The sequence below is a fragment of the Mycolicibacterium tokaiense genome (genome assembly GCF_010725885.1).
Lineage (GTDB): Bacteria > Actinomycetota > Actinomycetes > Mycobacteriales > Mycobacteriaceae > Mycobacterium > Mycobacterium tokaiense.
Window position 1 is genome coordinate 3,398,404 of sequence record NZ_AP022600.1, and the last position, 16,026, is coordinate 3,414,429.

Annotated in this window: 17 protein-coding genes; 15 read left to right on the forward strand and 2 right to left on the reverse strand. The window is 69.0% G+C overall.

Features of this window, described 5'->3' with window-relative positions; genetic code table 11:
* The first annotated feature begins 9 nt into the window (after positions 1-9).
* The 11 genes from gad (at position 10) to G6N58_RS16665 (ending at position 10,528) form a co-directional block, all read left to right on the forward strand.
* Positions 10-1,392, forward strand: coding sequence for a glutamate decarboxylase (gad, locus tag G6N58_RS16615; protein ID WP_115277979.1), 1,383 nt, complete (start codon positions 10-12; stop codon positions 1,390-1,392).
* 23 nt (positions 1,393-1,415) lie between these two features.
* Entirely contained in the window at positions 1,416-2,558 is a 1,143-nt protein-coding gene (alr, locus tag G6N58_RS16620) for an alanine racemase (protein WP_179968219.1), read from the forward strand.
* On the forward strand, positions 2,555-3,664 hold the full coding sequence (locus G6N58_RS16625) for an alpha/beta fold hydrolase (RefSeq protein ID WP_232067891.1): 1,110 nt from the start codon (positions 2,555-2,557) through the stop codon (positions 3,662-3,664). The genes alr and G6N58_RS16625 overlap by 4 nt, the downstream gene beginning before the upstream one ends.
* Positions 3,657-4,124 (forward strand): tRNA (adenosine(37)-N6)-threonylcarbamoyltransferase complex ATPase subunit type 1 TsaE, encoded by a 468-nt coding sequence (gene tsaE / locus G6N58_RS16630; RefSeq protein WP_068915712.1) that lies wholly within the window; start codon positions 3,657-3,659, stop codon positions 4,122-4,124. Before G6N58_RS16625 ends, tsaE begins: the two co-directional genes overlap by 8 nt.
* Complete coding sequence (gene tsaB / locus G6N58_RS16635; protein WP_115281468.1) at positions 4,121-4,759, forward strand: tRNA (adenosine(37)-N6)-threonylcarbamoyltransferase complex dimerization subunit type 1 TsaB; 639 nt, start codon at positions 4,121-4,123, stop codon at positions 4,757-4,759. Before tsaE ends, tsaB begins: the two co-directional genes overlap by 4 nt.
* Complete coding sequence (gene rimI / locus G6N58_RS16640) at positions 4,756-5,229, forward strand: ribosomal protein S18-alanine N-acetyltransferase (protein ID WP_068915713.1); 474 nt, start codon at positions 4,756-4,758, stop codon at positions 5,227-5,229. Before tsaB ends, rimI begins: the two co-directional genes overlap by 4 nt.
* The gene (gene tsaD / locus G6N58_RS16645) at positions 5,226-6,251 is read left to right on the forward strand and encodes a tRNA (adenosine(37)-N6)-threonylcarbamoyltransferase complex transferase subunit TsaD (RefSeq protein WP_115277977.1); all 1,026 of its coding nucleotides are present in this window, start codon (positions 5,226-5,228) and stop codon (positions 6,249-6,251) included. Before rimI ends, tsaD begins: the two co-directional genes overlap by 4 nt.
* Positions 6,248-6,688 (forward strand): nuclear transport factor 2 family protein, encoded by a 441-nt coding sequence (locus G6N58_RS16650; RefSeq protein ID WP_115277976.1) that lies wholly within the window; start codon positions 6,248-6,250, stop codon positions 6,686-6,688. Before tsaD ends, G6N58_RS16650 begins: the two co-directional genes overlap by 4 nt.
* Before the next feature lie 137 nt (positions 6,689-6,825).
* Positions 6,826-7,128 carry a co-chaperone GroES gene (gene groES, locus G6N58_RS16655; RefSeq protein WP_068915716.1) on the forward strand — a complete coding sequence of 101 codons (303 nt, stop codon included), beginning with the start codon at positions 6,826-6,828 and terminating at the stop codon, positions 7,126-7,128.
* A 77-nt stretch (positions 7,129-7,205) separates the two neighbouring features.
* Positions 7,206-8,831: a chaperonin GroEL gene (groL, locus tag G6N58_RS16660; protein WP_115277975.1), complete on the forward strand. Its 1,626-nt coding sequence runs from the start codon at positions 7,206-7,208 to the stop codon at positions 8,829-8,831.
* 194 nt (positions 8,832-9,025) lie between these two features.
* Positions 9,026-10,528 carry a threonine/serine exporter family protein gene (locus tag G6N58_RS16665; protein ID WP_232067892.1) on the forward strand — a complete coding sequence of 501 codons (1,503 nt, stop codon included), beginning with the start codon at positions 9,026-9,028 and terminating at the stop codon, positions 10,526-10,528.
* A 1-nt stretch (position 10,529) separates the two neighbouring features.
* On the opposite strand, the gene G6N58_RS16670 is transcribed toward G6N58_RS16665, so the two are convergent.
* Positions 10,530-11,009, reverse strand: a complete 480-nt coding sequence (locus G6N58_RS16670; RefSeq protein ID WP_232067893.1) for a nuclear transport factor 2 family protein — start codon at positions 11,007-11,009, stop codon at positions 10,530-10,532.
* A 284-nt stretch (positions 11,010-11,293) separates the two neighbouring features.
* Between G6N58_RS16670 and G6N58_RS16675 the strand changes: the two genes are divergently transcribed.
* Genes G6N58_RS16675 through G6N58_RS16685 form a run of 3 tightly spaced genes read left to right on the forward strand, consistent with a single transcriptional unit; the run spans position 11,294 to position 14,442 of the window.
* Positions 11,294-12,343 carry a 3-deoxy-7-phosphoheptulonate synthase gene (locus G6N58_RS16675; RefSeq protein ID WP_115277973.1) on the forward strand — a complete coding sequence of 350 codons (1,050 nt, stop codon included), beginning with the start codon at positions 11,294-11,296 and terminating at the stop codon, positions 12,341-12,343.
* Between the two features lie 11 nt (positions 12,344-12,354).
* Entirely contained in the window at positions 12,355-13,527 is a 1,173-nt protein-coding gene (gene solA / locus G6N58_RS16680; RefSeq protein ID WP_115277972.1) for an N-methyl-L-tryptophan oxidase, read from the forward strand.
* Positions 13,528-13,536: 9 nt separating this feature from the next.
* The gene (locus tag G6N58_RS16685; protein WP_115277971.1) at positions 13,537-14,442 is read left to right on the forward strand and encodes a DUF4349 domain-containing protein; all 906 of its coding nucleotides are present in this window, start codon (positions 13,537-13,539) and stop codon (positions 14,440-14,442) included.
* Between the two features lie 67 nt (positions 14,443-14,509).
* Here G6N58_RS16685 and G6N58_RS16690 read toward each other — a convergent pair whose 3' ends face one another.
* Positions 14,510-14,800 carry a WhiB family transcriptional regulator gene (locus tag G6N58_RS16690; RefSeq protein ID WP_068919635.1) on the reverse strand — a complete coding sequence of 97 codons (291 nt, stop codon included), beginning with the start codon at positions 14,798-14,800 and terminating at the stop codon, positions 14,510-14,512.
* A gap of 408 nt (positions 14,801-15,208) precedes the next feature.
* Between G6N58_RS16690 and G6N58_RS16695 the strand changes: the two genes are divergently transcribed.
* Entirely contained in the window at positions 15,209-15,988 is a 780-nt protein-coding gene (locus tag G6N58_RS16695) for a hypothetical protein (RefSeq protein WP_115281466.1), read from the forward strand.
* Positions 15,989-16,026: the final 38 nt, after the last annotated feature.

Sequence of the window (16,026 nt, forward strand, 5' to 3'; positions counted from 1 at the left end):
AAGGGAACCATGCCGCACATCAATCGCGCGTCGTCCTCGATCACCCCGGCCTACACCGGGCGGATGTTCACCGCGCCGATCCCGTCGCTCCGGCTGCCCGACGAGCCGATGGACCCCACTGCGGCCTACCGCTTCATCCACGACGAGCTGATGCTCGACGGCAGCTCCCGGCTCAACCTGGCCACGTTCGTGACGACGTGGATGGACCCGGAGGCCGAGAAGCTGATGGCCGAGACGTTCGACAAGAACATGATCGACAAGGACGAGTACCCGGCCACCGCCGCCATCGAGCAGCGCTGCGTCTGCATGGTCGCCGACCTCTTCCACGCCGAGAACCTGCGCGACGACGACCCCTCCAGCGCCATCGGTGTGTCCACCGTCGGCTCCAGTGAAGCGGTCATGCTCGGCGGACTGGCGCTGAAGTGGCGCTGGAAGGAGCGCGTCGGCACGAACTGGCGCACGCGCACGCCGAACCTGGTGATGGGTTCGAACGTGCAGGTGGTGTGGGAGAAGTTCTGCCGCTACTTCGAGGTCGAGCCGCGCTACCTGCCCATGGAGGAGGGGCGCTACGTCATCACCCCGGAGCAGGTGCTCGAACACGTCGACGAGGACACCATCGGAGTCGTCGCCATCCTGGGCACCACCTACACCGGTGAACTGGAGCCCGTCGCACAGATCTGCGCGGCCCTGGACCAGCTGGCGGATGAGAAGGGCCTCGACATCCCCGTGCACGTCGACGCCGCCAGCGGCGGTTTTGTGGTGCCGTTCCTGCACCCGGACATCGAGTGGGACTTCCGCTTGCCGCGGGTGGCGTCCATCAACGTCAGCGGCCACAAATACGGCCTGACCTACCCCGGCATCGGCTTCGTGGTGTGGCGCAACGCCGACTGCCTGCCCGAGGACCTGGTGTTCCGGGTGAATTACCTGGGCGGGGACATGCCCACGTTCACGTTGAACTTCTCCCGTCCCGGCAACCAGGTGGTGGGCCAGTACTACAACTTTCTGCGCTTCGGTCGCGCTGGATACGGCCAGGTGATGACGTGTCTGTCCAGCACCGCGCGCTGGCTGGCCGACGAGCTGGACAAAAGCGAGCACTTCGAGGTGATCTCCGACGGCTCGGCCATCCCGGTGGTGGCGTTCCGGCTGTCCGGCGACCCCGGCTACACCGAGTTCGACGTGTCCGCCGGCCTGCGCAGCTACGGCTGGCAGGTGCCCGCGTACACGATGCCCGAGGGGGCGCAGGACGTCGCGGTGCTGCGGGTGGTGGTGCGTGAGGGGTTCTCCACCGACCTGGCGCGGGCACTCAAGGACGACATGATCGAGGTGCTCGGCAAGCTGGACAAGCTCAAGCCGCAGGGCACCTTCGACGATGTGCAGCACTTCGCCCACTGACCCGTCTGGGACAATCGACGGCGGTGAAGACAACCGAGACCCCCGTGAGCGCCCCGACTGCTCAGATCGACCTGGACGCGATCGCCCACAACGTGCGGGTGCTGATCGAGCATGCCGGCTCGGCGGCGGTGATGGCGGTGGTCAAAGCCGACGGCTACGGCCACGGCGCGGCGCAGGTCGGCCGGGCCGCGCTGGCCGCCGGTGCCGCGGAACTGGGTGTCACCACCGTCGGTGAGGCACTGGCGCTGCGCGGTGCCGGGATCACCGCGCCGGTGCTGTCCTGGCTGCATCCGCCCGGCACGGACTTCGCCCCGGCGATCGCCGCCGACGTCCAGCTGGCGGTGTCGTCGGCAGAACAACTGGACGGGGTGCTCGAGGGCGTTCGCCGCACCGGCACCACGGCCATCGTCACCGTCAAGGTCGACACCGGTCTCAACCGCAACGGAGTGCCCGCCGCGGCGTTCCCTGACATGGTGGCGGCGCTGCGTCGCGCGGTCGCCGAGGACGCCATCCGGCTGCGCGGGATCATGAGTCACCTGGCGTGCGGAGACGAGCCGCAGAGCTCGGTCAACGACACGCAACGGCAGCGGTTCGTGCAGATGTGCGAGTACGCGCGTGCCCACGGACTGCACTTCGAGGTGGCGCACCTGGCCAATTCGCCGGCCACCGTGACGCGTCCCGACCTGGCGTTCGACATGGTGCGCCCGGGCATCGCCGTGTACGGGCTGAGCCCCATACCGAGCCGGGGTGACTTCGGTCTGATCCCCGCGATGACGCTGAAAGCCCCTGTGATGCTGGTGAAGTCACTGCGCGCCGGTGACGGCGTGTCCTACGGCCACACCTGGGTGGCCGACCGGGACACCGGAGTCGCGGTGATTCCGCTGGGATACGCCGACGGCATCTTCCGGGCGCTGGGCGGGCAGATGGAAGTCCTGATCAACGGCGTGCGGCACCGCAGCGTGGGCCGGGTGTGCATGGATCAGTTCGTGGTGGACATCGGTCACCACGACGTGGCCGCCGGAGACGAGGCAATCCTGTTCGGGCCCGGCGCTTTCGGTGAGCAGACCGCCCAGGACTGGGCGCAACTGCTCGGCACCATCAACTACGAGGTCGCCACCAGCCCGCGGGCCCGGGTGGTCCGCAGCTACCGGGGAGGCCCGCAGTGACCGAACCCCTGCAGCGCGGGCCCCGGTGGGGTCGTTGGCTGGCCGGTGCCACCGGCCTGGGCGCGGTGGCCGCGGTGGCGGGCGCTTCGGTGGCCAGGTCCATGACGCGCCGCTCGGTTCCCGACGATCCCTGGGCGGCGGAGGATTTCGCGCTGCTGGAAACCGACCGCGGCGGCGTGCTGACCACGCCCGACGGGGTGGATCTGGTGGTGCGCGAATCGGGTCCCGAGGACGCGCCGGTGACGGTGGTGTTCGCCCATGGATTCTGTATGAACATGGGCGCGTTCCACTTTCAGCGCCGCGAGCTCAGCGCCATGTGGGGCGAGCAGGTTCGCATGATCTTCTACGACCAGCGCGGGCACGGCCGCTCCGGCGCCGCCGCCCCGGACACCTATACCGTCGAACAGCTGGGCCAGGACCTGGAACTGGTGTTGACCACCATGGCACCCAGGGGATCGGTGGTGTTGATCGGGCATTCGATGGGCGGCATGACCGTGCTGTCCCACGCCCGGCAGTTCCCGCGGCGCTACGGCAGCCACATCGTCGGTGCGGCCATCATCTCGTCTGCGGCAGAAGGGCTTTCCCGGTCCCCCTTGGGGGAGATCCTGCAGAACCCCGCGCTGGAGGCGGCCCGCTTCGCGACGCGCTACGCTCCGAAGACGGTGCACCGGGGCCGCGGCGCGGTGCGGTGGATCCTGGCGCCGGTGTTGCAGGCGGCGTCTTTCGGCGACGAGCAGGTCAGCCCCGCGGTGGCCAAGTACTCCGAGGAGATGATCCACGACACCCCGGTGGAGACCATGGTCGGTTTCCTGCACGCCCTGGGCACCCACGACGAGAGCGCGGCCCTGCCGGTACTGGCGAAGATCCCCACCCTGATCGCGTGCGGTTCCAAGGACGTGCTGACCACCGCCGAGCACTCCGAGGAAATGGCCGCCGAGCTACCCAAGGCCGAGCTGCTGATTCTCGGCGGGGCCGGGCATCTGGTGCAGATGGAGCAGCCCGATCCCATCGACGACGCGCTGGTGCGATTGGTGGACCGGGCGAGCCCGAGCAAGCTGGTGGCGTTGACGCGCCGCATCAGGGAACGGACCCGATCCCGTGGCTGACACACACGCAGGAACCGCCGAACTCGCCACCCCGGAAGAGACCCTGGCACTGGGCCGCCGGCTGGGCGCCGAGCTGCGCGCCGGGGACGTGGTGGTGCTCTCGGGTCCGCTGGGAGCGGGAAAGACGTTGCTCACCAAGGGTATCGCCGAGGCGCTGGACGTCGACGGTCCCATCACCTCGCCGACGTTCGTGCTGGCCCGGTTGCATCGCGCGCGCCGGGCAGACGCCCCCGCCCTGGTACACGTCGACGTCTACCGGCTGCTGGACCACGGCGCGGCCGACCTGTTGGCCGAACTGGATTCGCTGGACCTCGACACCGACCTCGACGATGCCGTGGTGGTGGTCGAGTGGGGTGAGGGGCTGGCCGAGCGACTGTCCGACCGGCACCTCGACGTCCGCTTGGAGCGACTGTCGGATTCCGAGACCCGGACCGCGGTATGGCAGTGGAGTGTGGCATGACCAGGACCGTGCTCGTCATCGACACCGCCACCGCGGCCGTCACTGCGGCAGTGGTGTCCCTCGGTGACCCGCTGGCCACGCTGGCCGTCAGCATCACCGTCGACCCGCGGGCGCACGCGGAGACCCTGACCCCCAATGTGCTTGCTGCCCTGGCCGAGAGCGGATTGGGCATGGCGGACCTGGACGCAGTGGTGGTGGGCACCGGGCCGGGGCCGTTCACCGGTCTGCGGGTGGGGATGGCCACCGCCGCGGCCTACGGCCACGCCCTCGACATCCCGGTGTTCGGGGTGTGCAGCCTCGACGGCATCGGCGGCCACACCGCCGGCGGCACCCTGGTGGTGACCGACGCCCGCCGCAGAGAGGTCTACTGGGCCCGCTATCGGGACGGGGTGCGGGTGGACGGTCCCGCCGTCAGCGCGGTCGAGCAGGTGCCACTCGATGAGATGACCGCGGTCGCCGGCTCTCCCGACCAGGTGGTCCTCTTCGATCTGCCGGTGCTGGGACCCACCTATCCTGAACCGGCGAGACTGGTTGCTGCCGTGGCGGATTGGGAGTCCGAACCGCCCCCGCTGGTGCCGCTGTACCTGCGCAGGCCGGACGCCAAAACGCTGGTCGAGCGAGGCGTGGCCCGATGAACACGGTGGTGATCGACGCGCTCACCCGCGCCGACGCCCGGCGGTGCGGAGAGCTGGAGGAGATCCTGTTCCCCGGCGACGACCCGTGGCCGGCGCGGGCGTTCCTGCACGAATTGGCCTCGGCGCACACGTTCTACGTGGCGGCCCGGGCAGACGCCCGGCTGGTCGGCTACGCCGGCATCGCCAAGCTGGGCAACGAGGCGCCGTTCGAGTACGAGATCCACACCATCGGCGTCGATCCCGACTACCAGGGCCGCGGCATCGGCCGCGGGCTGCTGTCGGCATTGCTGACCCGCGCCGACAGCGACCGGGCAGCGGTGTTCCTGGAGGTGCGTACCGACAACACCCCTGCCATCACCATGTACGAGTCGACGGGTTTCGCGACCATCGGGTTGCGCAAGAAGTACTACCAGGGCAGCGGTGCCGATGCCTACACCATGCGCCGCGAACCGGTGGAGGAGGCACGATGACGGTCATCCTGGCAATCGAAAGCTCCTGTGACGAAACGGGAGTGGGCATCGCCCGGCTCGAGGACGACGGCACGATGACCCTGCTGGCCGACGAGGTGGCCTCCAGCGTCGACGAGCACGCCCGCTTCGGCGGCGTGGTCCCCGAGATCGCCTCCCGCGCCCACCTCGAAGCCCTGGGGCCGACCATGCGCCGCGCGTTGGCCACCGCAGGCATCACACAACCCGACGTGGTGGCCGCCACCATCGGTCCGGGGCTGGCCGGTGCGCTACTGGTCGGGGTGGCCGCCGCCAAGGCCTACGCCGCCGCCTGGGCGGTGCCGTTCTACGGCGTCAACCACCTGGGCGGGCATCTGGCCGCTGATGTCTTCGAGCACGGCCCGCTTCCCGAGAGTGTCGGGCTGCTGGTCTCCGGCGGGCACACCCACCTGTTGCATGTGCGCTCACTCGGCGAGCCCATCGAAGAACTCGGCACCACAGTCGATGACGCGGCGGGTGAGGCCTACGACAAGGTGGCCCGGCTGTTGGGGCTGGGTTATCCGGGCGGCAAGGTTCTCGACGACCTGGCCCGCACCGGCAACCGCGACGCCATCGTGTTTCCGCGTGGCATGACCCGACAGCAGGACGAGCGGCACGCCTTCAGCTTCTCCGGCCTCAAGACCGCCGTCGCCCGCTATGTCGAGTCCCATCCCGACGCCGACACCGCCGATGTGGCGGCGGGCTTCCAGGAGGCCGTCGCTGATGTGCTCACCATGAAAGCCGTGCGCGCCGCCACCGACCTCGGAGTGTCCACGTTGCTGATCGCCGGAGGGGTGGCCGCCAACTCCCGGCTGCGGGAGCTCGCCGAAGAACGCTGCGCTGCAGCCGGTCTGACGCTGCGGGTACCCCGGCTGCGACTGTGCACCGACAACGGAGCCATGATCGCGTCCTTCGCCGCGCACCTGCTGGCGGCCGGCGCTGCGCCCTCGCCGCTGACCGTGGCCAGCGATCCGGGGTTGCCGGTGGTGCGGGGCCAGGTGGCGTGAGCGCGCTCGACAAGCTCGAGATCGCCGAGCTGCTCTATCGCTATGCCGAGCTGATCGACGCCGGCGACTTCGATGGGGTGGGACGGCTGCTGGGCCGCGGCAGCTTCATGGGCGTGGCCGGTGCCGAGACCATCGCTACGCTCTTCGCGAACACCACCCGCCGCCATCCCGACCATGGCAACACCCCGCGCACCCGGCATCTGGTGCTCAACCCGATCATCGAGGTCGACTCTGGCACGGCGCGGGCGCGCTCGGTGTTCTGCGTGGTGCAACAGACCGACACCGTGGCTCTGGCGCCCATCGTGGTGGGCCGCTACGCAGACACCTTCGCCCACGACGGCCAGGGCTGGTACTTCACCGAACGCACCGTGGATGTCGAGATGGTGGGGGATGTGTCCGACCACCTGTTCATCCAGATGCGCACACCCAAGCCTTGAGCGCTAGCACTCTCGTGTATAGAGTGCTAGGCGGCAGGCGGACACTCCCTGTGTCGGCACCCGCGACGACGGCGCGAGGGTGTGACCGGATGCCGACAACCTGAAAGTTCGTATCAACTGAGTGAAGGGGCTCCATCGTGGCGAGCGTCAACATCAAGCCACTCGAGGACAAGATCCTCGTTCAGGCCAACGAGGCCGAGACCACCACCGCGTCCGGTCTGGTCATCCCCGACACCGCCAAGGAGAAGCCGCAGGAAGGCACCGTCGTCGCAGTTGGCCCCGGCCGCTGGGATGAGGATGGCGAGAAGCGGATTCCCCTGGACGTGTCGGAAGGCGACGTCGTTATCTACAGCAAGTACGGCGGCACCGAGATCAAGTACGGCGGCGAGGAATACCTGATCCTGTCGGCCCGCGACGTGCTGGCTGTCGTCTCCAAGTAAAGCGAATGTGATCCGCCCCGGAGATCCCGCACGCTGCGTGCGGTGATGTCCGGGGCGGCACGCGTAAAAGGACAAACATGAGTAAGCAGATCGAATTCAACGAAACTGCCCGTCGCGCCATGGAGACCGGCGTCGACAAGCTCGCCGACGCGGTCAAGGTGACCCTGGGCCCGCGTGGTCGCCACGTCGTCCTGGCCAAGGCGTTCGGCGGACCCGTCGTGACCAACGATGGTGTCACCATCGCCCGTGAGATCGACCTGGAGGACCCGTTCGAGAACCTGGGTGCCCAGCTGGTCAAGTCGGTGGCCACCAAGACCAACGACGTCGCCGGCGACGGCACCACCACCGCCACGGTGTTGGCACAGGCCATCGTCAAGGCCGGTCTGCGCAACGTCGCCGCCGGTGCCAACCCGATCGCCCTCGGTTCGGGAATCGGCAAGGCCGCCGACGCGGTGTCCGAGGCCCTGCTGGCCGCGGCCACCCCGGTGTCGGGCAAGACCTCCATCGCCCAGGTCGCCACCGTCTCCTCGCGCGACGAGGAAGTGGGCGAGCTGGTCGGCGAAGCCATGACCAAGGTCGGCAGCGACGGTGTGGTCAGCGTCGAGGAGTCCTCGACCCTGCACACCGAGCTCGAGGTCACCGAGGGCGTCGGCTTCGACAAGGGTTTCCTGTCGGCGTACTTCGTCACCGACTTCGACTCCCAGGAAGCCGTCCTGGAAGACGCGCTGGTGCTGCTGCACCGCGACAAGATCAGCTCGCTTCCCGACCTGCTGCCGTTGCTGGAGAAGGTCGCCGAATCCGGCAAGCCGCTGCTGATCGTCGCCGAGGACGTCGAAGGGGAGGCGCTGTCCACCCTGGTGGTCAACGCCATCCGCAAGACGCTCAAGGCCGTGGCCGTCAAGGCGCCGTTCTTCGGCGACCGCCGCAAGGCGTTCCTGGAGGACCTCGCCATCGTCACCGGCGCACAGGTGGTCAACCCCGATGTGGGCCTGGTACTGCGTGAAGCGGGTCTCGACGTGCTGGGCAGCGCCCGCCGCGTCGTGGTCAGCAAGGACGACACCGTGATCGTCGACGGTGGCGGCACCAAGGAGGCCCTGACCGGCCGGGTGGCGCAACTGCGCTCGGAGATCGAGAACACCGATTCCGACTGGGACCGCGAGAAGCTGGAAGAGCGGCTGGCCAAGCTGGCCGGCGGCGTGGCCGTCATCAAGGTCGGCGCTGCCACCGAGACCGCGCTCAAGGAGCGCAAGCACCGCGTCGAGGACGCGGTGGCAGCGGCCAAGGCTGCGGTCGAGGAGGGCATCGTCGCCGGCGGCGGCTCCGCATTGGTGCAGGCTCGCAAGGCGCTCGAGAGCCTGAAGTCGTCGCTGTCCGGCGACGAGGCCCTGGGTGTCGACGTGTTCAGCAGTGCGTTGTCGGCGCCGCTGTTCTGGATCGCCACCAACGCCGGTCTCGACGGCGCCGTGGTGGTCAGCAAGGTGGAGGGTGCCGAGGTCAACCACGGCTTCAACGCCGCCACCCTGACCTACGGCGACCTGGTGGCCGAGGGTGTCATCGACCCGGTGAAGGTGACCCGTTCCGCGGTGCTCAACGCCGCGTCGGTGGCCCGCATGATTCTGACCACGGAGACGGCTGTCGTCGAGAAGCCGGCCCCGGTCGAGGATGACGGGCACGGGCACGGCCATCACGGCCACACCCACTAGGAACAGTTCCACGCACAACACCCCCGGTCCGAGTGGGCCGGGGGTGTTGTCGTCTGTGGTGGCGCCGAGAGTGGGGCCTGTGCACAGAATCGAGCGGGAATGCGTGCATAAGGCCCACGGTCGCACCGGGTGACCACTCTCACCCGAGCGACGACAAATTCACTTGCCTGACACGAGTAAAATCACTTTTGCTCGTGACTCTTGGGGGCCGAGCGGCACATTCGTTGGTGGAGGGCACTGTGGTGGAGTCGACCCCTGGGCGCACGGGGCAGGCGTGGTTGGAGCGTCAGCGCGGAATGCTGGCCCGGATGGTGCGCGAGACCGATCCGCCCACCGACACCCTGCCGCGCATCTCCGCGACGGCCGGGCACGATGACGCCGACTACCGCCTGGTCGACGAGGTGCTCGACCTCGCAGGCAACATCGGCGCCATCCTGATGGCGTCGGGCATGTCCGCGACCTCCACCATGGATCAGGTGACGGCCGTCGCCGCCGCCTACGGCGTCAAGCGCTGCGAGGTCGACGTCATCAACACGACCATCCACATCGCCGCCTACCGCGGACCGTCCGCTCCGGCGGCCAGCACATTGCACATCGTGCAGTCGCGCTCCATCGACTTCAGCCGCCTGGCCGCAGTCGAGCGCCTGCTGGACCGCATCCGTGCCGGCCAGATCTCGCCGACCGACGCGCGTCAGGAGCTGAGCGCCATCATCACCGCGCCGCACCCGTACAAGCGTTGGATCGCCACCCTGGCCTGGGGTGCGCTGGCCTACGCCACCGCCGGCACCCTGGGCGGCACCTGGCTGGTGTGCCTGATCAGTGCCTTGAGTGCGATGACCATCGACCGGGTGAACCGCCGGCTCAACCGGCACGGCCTGCCGTTCTTCTTCCAGTACGTGGTGGGCGGGGCCATCGCGACGGCGCCGCCGATCCTGTTGTACTGGCTCGGTCCCACCATCGGGCTGCAATTCAGGCCCAGCGTGGCGATCGCGGCAGGCCTGGTGGTACTGCTGGCCGGGCTGTCACTGGTCGGGTCGGTGGGCGACGTCATCAGCGGCGCTCCGGTGACCGCGGCGGGCCGGTTCTTCGAGCTGGTGATGATGACCGGGGCGACCATCGCCGGGGTGGCCATCGTGCTGCACTTCGCCTACCAATTCGGTGCGCCGTTCGTCGCCATCAACGGCTATGCGCCCCCGGCCCTGGCCGAACTGCCCGCCCGCGTGGCCTTCGGCGCGGCCAGCGCGGCGGCCTACGCCCTGGCCTGTTATGCCGAACGCAGCGCGGCGCTGGCCGCCGGATTCGGCGGAGCGGCCGGCACGGTGGTGTTCCTGGCCGCCACCGGCGCCGGGGTGGGCGCTGTGGTGGCATCATTCGCCGCGGCTGTCGCCATCGGGCTGGTGGGCCGGCTGATGGAGCGGCGCAACCTGGCACCGCCGCTGGTCGTCTCGATCGCGGGCATTGTGCCGCTGCTGCCCGGTCTGGCTCTGCTGCACGGCGTATACGCCATCCTCAACGATCAGCACGCCGTCGGCTTCGCCTCGGTGCTGAGCGCGTTCTTGGTCGGCACCGCGTTGGCCGCCGGCGTCACGCTCGGTGAGTGGAGCTCGTGGAAGGTGCGCCGCCGGCGTCTCCAGGCCCGCCGCGGCAACCGCCGGCTGCGCCTGTCCGGGCACGCTGCGCTCAGCTCAGCGGACTGACCTAGACGGGCACCCGGGTGAGCAGTTCGTCGAGGGCCACCAGGTCCAGATAGGCGACCACCCGGGTCACCTGACCACCCGCCATGGTCATCACCCAGTTGTATTCGTTGACATACGGCAGGCCGTCACGGGCGGTGGCCGTTCCGCGCCACCGTGCCACCACCTGATCGCCCTGGGCGATCAGCTCGTGCACCTCGGCGGTGATCTGACCGTTCAGGCGCGACGTGATGGGGCCGGAGCCGTTGGCCAGGAACTCCTGCCGCGAGGTGTAGGTGGAGGGCGCCTCGGCGCGGGCCACCGTCCAGTGCACGTCGTCGGCCAGGATTCCGTAGAACGTGTCGGGGGCGCCGACACCGCGGTTGAACGCATCGGCCACGATCGTGATGTTGTCGGGCGCAGCCTCCTCGGCGCCGGCGCGTGGCGCGGCGGCCAGCGCGATCAGCGAACAGACAAGTACGGCAAGCATTTTCGGGTATGACATACCTGGCACGGTAGGTCCGATGCGGGCCGCAGGGCAGGGTGCAGTGCTCCCAGGATCACCCCGATTCGGCGATCGCACGCCCCGGGGTATACCCTGGTCCGCGTGACCATCGGTGTGCGTGCCAGCTATTGGCGCTTTATCAAGGCTCCGGGCGGAGCCGATACAGCGCAGCGCTAAGCAACGCATCCACCCGGAGCCCAGGCAGTGACCACACGGTCGCTGCCTTTTGTATGTCAGGGGCACCGGAGGTTTGCACTGGTGCCCAGTATCAGAAAGGCACCCCAGTGAACCTGGCGCAGATCGCCCCTCAGAACACCTCCGACCGGCGAATCCGCAGTTTCAGCGAGATCCCCAGCCCGCACGACGTGCTCACCGAATTCCCGCTGGGCGCCCGCCGCGCCGAGCGGGTGGCCCGCGACCGTGACGAAATCGCCGACATCCTGGCCGGTCGCGACGACCGCCTGCTCGTGGTGGTCGGGCCGTGCTCGGTGCACGACCCGGCGGCTGCGCTGGAGTACGCCAGCCGGCTGGTCAAGATCGCCGACGAACTGCGCGACCGGCTCAAGATCGTGATGCGGGTGTACTTCGAGAAGCCCCGCACCACGATCGGCTGGAAAGGCCTGATCAACGACCCGGACATGGACGGCACCTTCGACGTGGCGCGTGGCCTGCGCACCGCCCGCCAGCTGTTGCTCGACATCATCGACATCGGCCTGCCGGTGGGCTGCGAGTTCCTCGAACCCACCAGCCCGCAGTACATCGCCGACGCGGTGGCGTGGGGCGCCATCGGCGCCCGTACCACCGAGTCGCAGGTGCACCGCCAGCTGGCCTCGGGACTGTCGATGCCGGTCGGGTTCAAGAACGGCACCGACGGCAACGTCCAGGTGGCCGTCGACGGTGTGGGCGCTGCATCGGCCGCGCATGTGTTCTTCGGGATGGACGACATGGGCCGCGGCGCGTTGGTGAGCACCATGGGTAACGACGACTGCCACGTCATCCTGCGCGGCGGTACCGACGGCCCCAATTACGATGCCGCCGCGGTGACTTCGGCCGCTGCCACCTTGGCCACGGCCGGCCTGCCGGGTCGCGTCGTGATCGACTGCAGCCACGCCAATTCCGGGAAGGATCACATCCGCCAGGCCGTGGTGGCCACCGAGGTGGCACAGCTGGTGCGCGACGGCCTGCCGATCAGCGGAGTGATGCTGGAGAGCTTCCTGGTCGCCGGTGCACAGTCCCCTGATGCCCGGCCGTTGACCTACGGCCAGTCGGTCACCGACAAGTGCATGGACTGGGCGGCAACCGATTCGGTGTTGCGCGAGCTGGCCCGCGGCTAGCCACCGCTGGTATGACGGGCACAACCCGGGCGGGGGTGGTCGTCGTCGGTCTCGGGTCCATGGGGTCGATGGCGTTGTGGCAGTTGGCCGAACGCGGTGTCGACGTGGTGGGCGTCGAGCAGTTCGGCCGGGTTCACACCTGGGGCGCGTACGCCGGTGAGTCACGGTTGTTCCGGGTGGCTGCCAAAGAGGGCAGGGTGTTCACTCCGGCACTGCTGCGCGCACGCGAACTCTGGGTGCAGCTGGGTGCGGCGTACGGCCAGGACCTGCTGATCCCCGCGGGCGCGCTGAGCGTGGGGCCACGTGGCCATCCCGACCTGGAGGCCGGCCTGGCGGCCATCGCCGATCTGTCTCTGCCGCATGAGGTACTCGACGCCGGGCAGCTGCGGGCCCGCTTTCCACAGTTCTACGCCGATGACGGGGACATCGGGGTGCTGGACACCCTCGGCGGGGTGGTGCGGCCCGAGTTGGCGGTGGTGGCGGCCACCGAGCTGGCGCTGGCGCGCGGCGCCACCACCCACTACGGCACCACGGTGAAAGCCATCGAGCCCGGCCCGGCGGGCGTCCGGGTGGTCACCGACCACGGCGACCTGTTGGCCGAGAGGGCAGTGGTGAGCGCTGGGCCGTGGACCGCGCGGCTGCTGCCGGAGCTGGACGATGTCGTCAAGGTGGTCAGCTACCCGCTGATCTGGTTCCTGCCCCGCCACATCGACATGTTCACGCCGGACCGCCTTCCGGGGTTCATGCGTGACCTGCACGGTGTGCACGCGTTCGGCATACCCAGCCTCGACGGCTACAGCATCAAGGCCACTCCCGACATGCATCTCCCGCTGGCCGACGACTGGTCCGACCGCACCACCGCACTGACCGATGCGCAGCTGCAGCGAGCCGGCGTCCAGATGCAGAAGATGATCCCCGACCTGATCCCGGCCGCGTCCCGGTGGTCGGTGCACGCAGAATCGTTGGCCGCCAACAAGATGCCCATCATCGACAGCATGGCCGAGGGCCGCATCGTGGTGGCGACCGCGCTGAGTGGCAACGGATTCAAATTTGCGCCCGTCTGGGGCGAGGTGTTGGCGGATCTCGCCGCCGTGGGGGAGTCCCGATTCTCCGAGGCGGTCTTCACCGTCGATCACCACAAGAAGTTCGCGCTCTGGGGAGTGAGCGCAACCCGCACCGGCTAGGTTGCGGATATGACACTGCGGTACTGGGTTGCGCTGGTGCTCGGCTTGTTCGCTGTCGCGACGATGCTGACCGCGTGCGGTGGGGGTGGCGAATCCTCCCGGCCGGAATCCGGATCGGGGGTGGCCGCCGACAACGTCGCCCCTGTGCCGCAGAACGTGCCGGGGGAGGCGCCGATCGCCAAGCGCGACGTCGTGAAGACCGCAACCATGCAGATCACGGTGGCCGATCCGTCCGCTGCCGCCGACGAGGCCGCGGTACTGGTCGAGGAAGCCGACGGTCGGGTGGACAGCCGCACCGAAGACGCCGGATCGGGCACCGGGCGCGCGCAGACCTCGATCGTGCTGCGGGTACCGGTCGCCGAGCTCGACACCGTGGTGCGCGAGCTCAAGGAACTGGGCACGGTCGAGTTCGCCGAAACCACCGCCGAGGACGTCACTGCCCAACGGGTGGACCTGGACGCGCGCATCCGGGCGCTACAGACCTCGGTGGACCGGCTGTTGGCCATCATGGCCGAGGCCCGCGACCCGGAGGCGTTGATCACCGCCGAGGAGGCGCTGTCGCAGCGCCAGGCCGAACTCGACAGCCTGCGCGCGCAGCGCCAGGCGCTCGGCGAGCAGATCGACTTCAGCACGGTGAGCGTCTCTTTCACCGCCGAGCGGATCGGCGGGCCGGCTCAGTACCAGGGCTTCTTCGGGCAGGTCGAGCGCGGCTGGGACACGCTGGTGTCGGCCCTCGGCAGCGCGGTACTGCTGTTCGGGCTGGTGCTGCCGTGGTTGCTGCTGCTGGCCGCTTTCGCCGCCGTCTGTTACGGCCTGACCCGGTGGCTCGGCCGCGGAAAACGCACGCCCGCGCCCACCGCCGCGGCCCCACCCGCGCCGGTGCCCGCGGCGCCACCCGCCGAGACCGAGGAGTAGTGGCGCACACAGAAGCGCCCGGCTTCCGATGCAGAAGCCGGGCGTCCCCGAATGTCTGTGTCCGCGCTCAGGCGGTGCGGCGTATCCCGCGCTTGAGCAGAAGTTCACGCTCGGACTCCGAGAGCCCTCCCCAGATGCCGTACGGCTCGCCGACTGCCAGCGCGTGCGAACGGCACTGTGCGATCACCGGGCAACGACGGCACATCTCCTTGGCGCGCATTTCACGCTGCGCCCGGGCGCGGCCACGCTCACCATCGGGGTGGAAGAACATCGAGGAATCGACGCCCCGGCAATGTCCCTGCATCTGCCAGTCCCAGATGTCGGCGTTGGGGCCAGGTAGCTGTTGCGGCTGTGGCATTTGGAAACCCCTCTCTCCGCGCACATTTGATGCTGCGAGAGTTGTGGACTCGATCCGAGTGCTGTCGCCGATGACTACTCGTGAGGACAAAGTAGGTGCGCTTAGGAAATTCCGTCAATCCCCTCAGCCTGTGCTTAATGGCATAGAGACGACGCGAGATTTAACACCACGTTCATCATTGAGCGTGTTGCGGAGCGGAATTCGTGGTAGGGGCTTGAGCTCGGTGTGGCGCGATCCGGAAAATCCGCAGTTCGGATTCATCTTCACCCGGGCGTTGTTTCCTAGCGCTCGGCAGGCAGTTGATCTGCCGTTAACATGGCGACGACAAACTGTTAACCAGCAAAGCCGTAAAAACCTTTGAATCGTTACAGCGCCGGCCGCTCGTCCCACGTTGATACCGTGCCGTCGGTGACGTCGCAGACCGAAGCGCTGACCGCCGCCGCATTCGGAGCCGATGTGCACCGTTGGCCGCTGCCGGTCCCCGACACCGCCACGCAGGCCTGGCTGCGGGCCGTGGCAGCAGCCGGCCAGGGGCGCTATGGCGCGGCCCATGCCGACCTGGCGACGGTCCGTCGTACCGCGCCGTCCTCGGCGCTGCTGTCTCTGGCGCACAGCACCACCGGTTCACTGCTGCGCCAGCTGGGCTGGCACATCCGGGCCCGCCGATGGGATGGCATCGCCTTGCGCCTGGCCGGAAATCACCCGGAAGCCAGAGCCGACGCGCTGGTGGGTCTGGCCGCCGACGCGCTGGGGGTGGGGCGGTTCGGGGTATCGGCGACACTGCTGGATGCGGCGCGCACGCTCTCGGGCGCTCCGCCGCGATGCAGTGTCCGCTTGGCCTGGGTCAGCGCGGAGCTGGCGATGGCACGAGGCGACGGCGCCGGTGCCGTAGGGTATGCGCGGGCGGGCATCGAGGCCGCGGATGCCACCTGGCTGCGGCACCGCACCAAGAGCGAAGTGGTGCTGGCCGCGGCCCTGTGCACTGCCGGTGACCTGGATGCCGCGCGCGACGTGGCCGACGCCGCACTGATCGCAGCCACCCGTCACGGGCTGGTGCCCCTGCAGTGGGCGGTGGCGAGTCTGCTGGCAGCGGTGGGCAGCACAACACTGACCGCCGGGCAGCTCGCCGACACGCGGGATCGGGCCGCCGCCCTGATCGCCGCGCGCGGCGGCGACCTGCGCAGCTGAGCTGGGATCCGGCGACTCGCCGGGCCGTCGGGCGGCTG

Excerpts from the sequence above, each read along its gene's own strand:
- rimI (WP_068915713.1), top strand. The coding sequence starts at position 4,756 with ATGAACACGGTGGTGATCGACGCGCTCACCCGCGCCGACGCCCGGCGG.
- tsaB (WP_115281468.1), top strand. The coding sequence starts at position 4,121 with ATGACCAGGACCGTGCTCGTCATCGACACCGCCACCGCGGCCGTCACT.
- gad (WP_115277979.1), top strand. The coding sequence starts at position 10 with ATGCCGCACATCAATCGCGCGTCGTCCTCGATCACCCCGGCCTACACC.
- solA (WP_115277972.1), top strand. The coding sequence starts at position 12,355 with ATGACGGGCACAACCCGGGCGGGGGTGGTCGTCGTCGGTCTCGGGTCC.
- G6N58_RS16685 (WP_115277971.1), top strand. The coding sequence starts at position 13,537 with ATGACACTGCGGTACTGGGTTGCGCTGGTGCTCGGCTTGTTCGCTGTC.
- groL (WP_115277975.1), top strand. The coding sequence starts at position 7,206 with ATGAGTAAGCAGATCGAATTCAACGAAACTGCCCGTCGCGCCATGGAG.
- G6N58_RS16690 (WP_068919635.1), bottom strand. The coding sequence starts at position 14,800 with ATGCCACAGCCGCAACAGCTACCTGGCCCCAACGCCGACATCTGGGAC.
- tsaD (WP_115277977.1), top strand. The coding sequence starts at position 5,226 with ATGACGGTCATCCTGGCAATCGAAAGCTCCTGTGACGAAACGGGAGTG.
- G6N58_RS16670 (WP_232067893.1), bottom strand. The coding sequence starts at position 11,009 with ATGTCATACCCGAAAATGCTTGCCGTACTTGTCTGTTCGCTGATCGCG.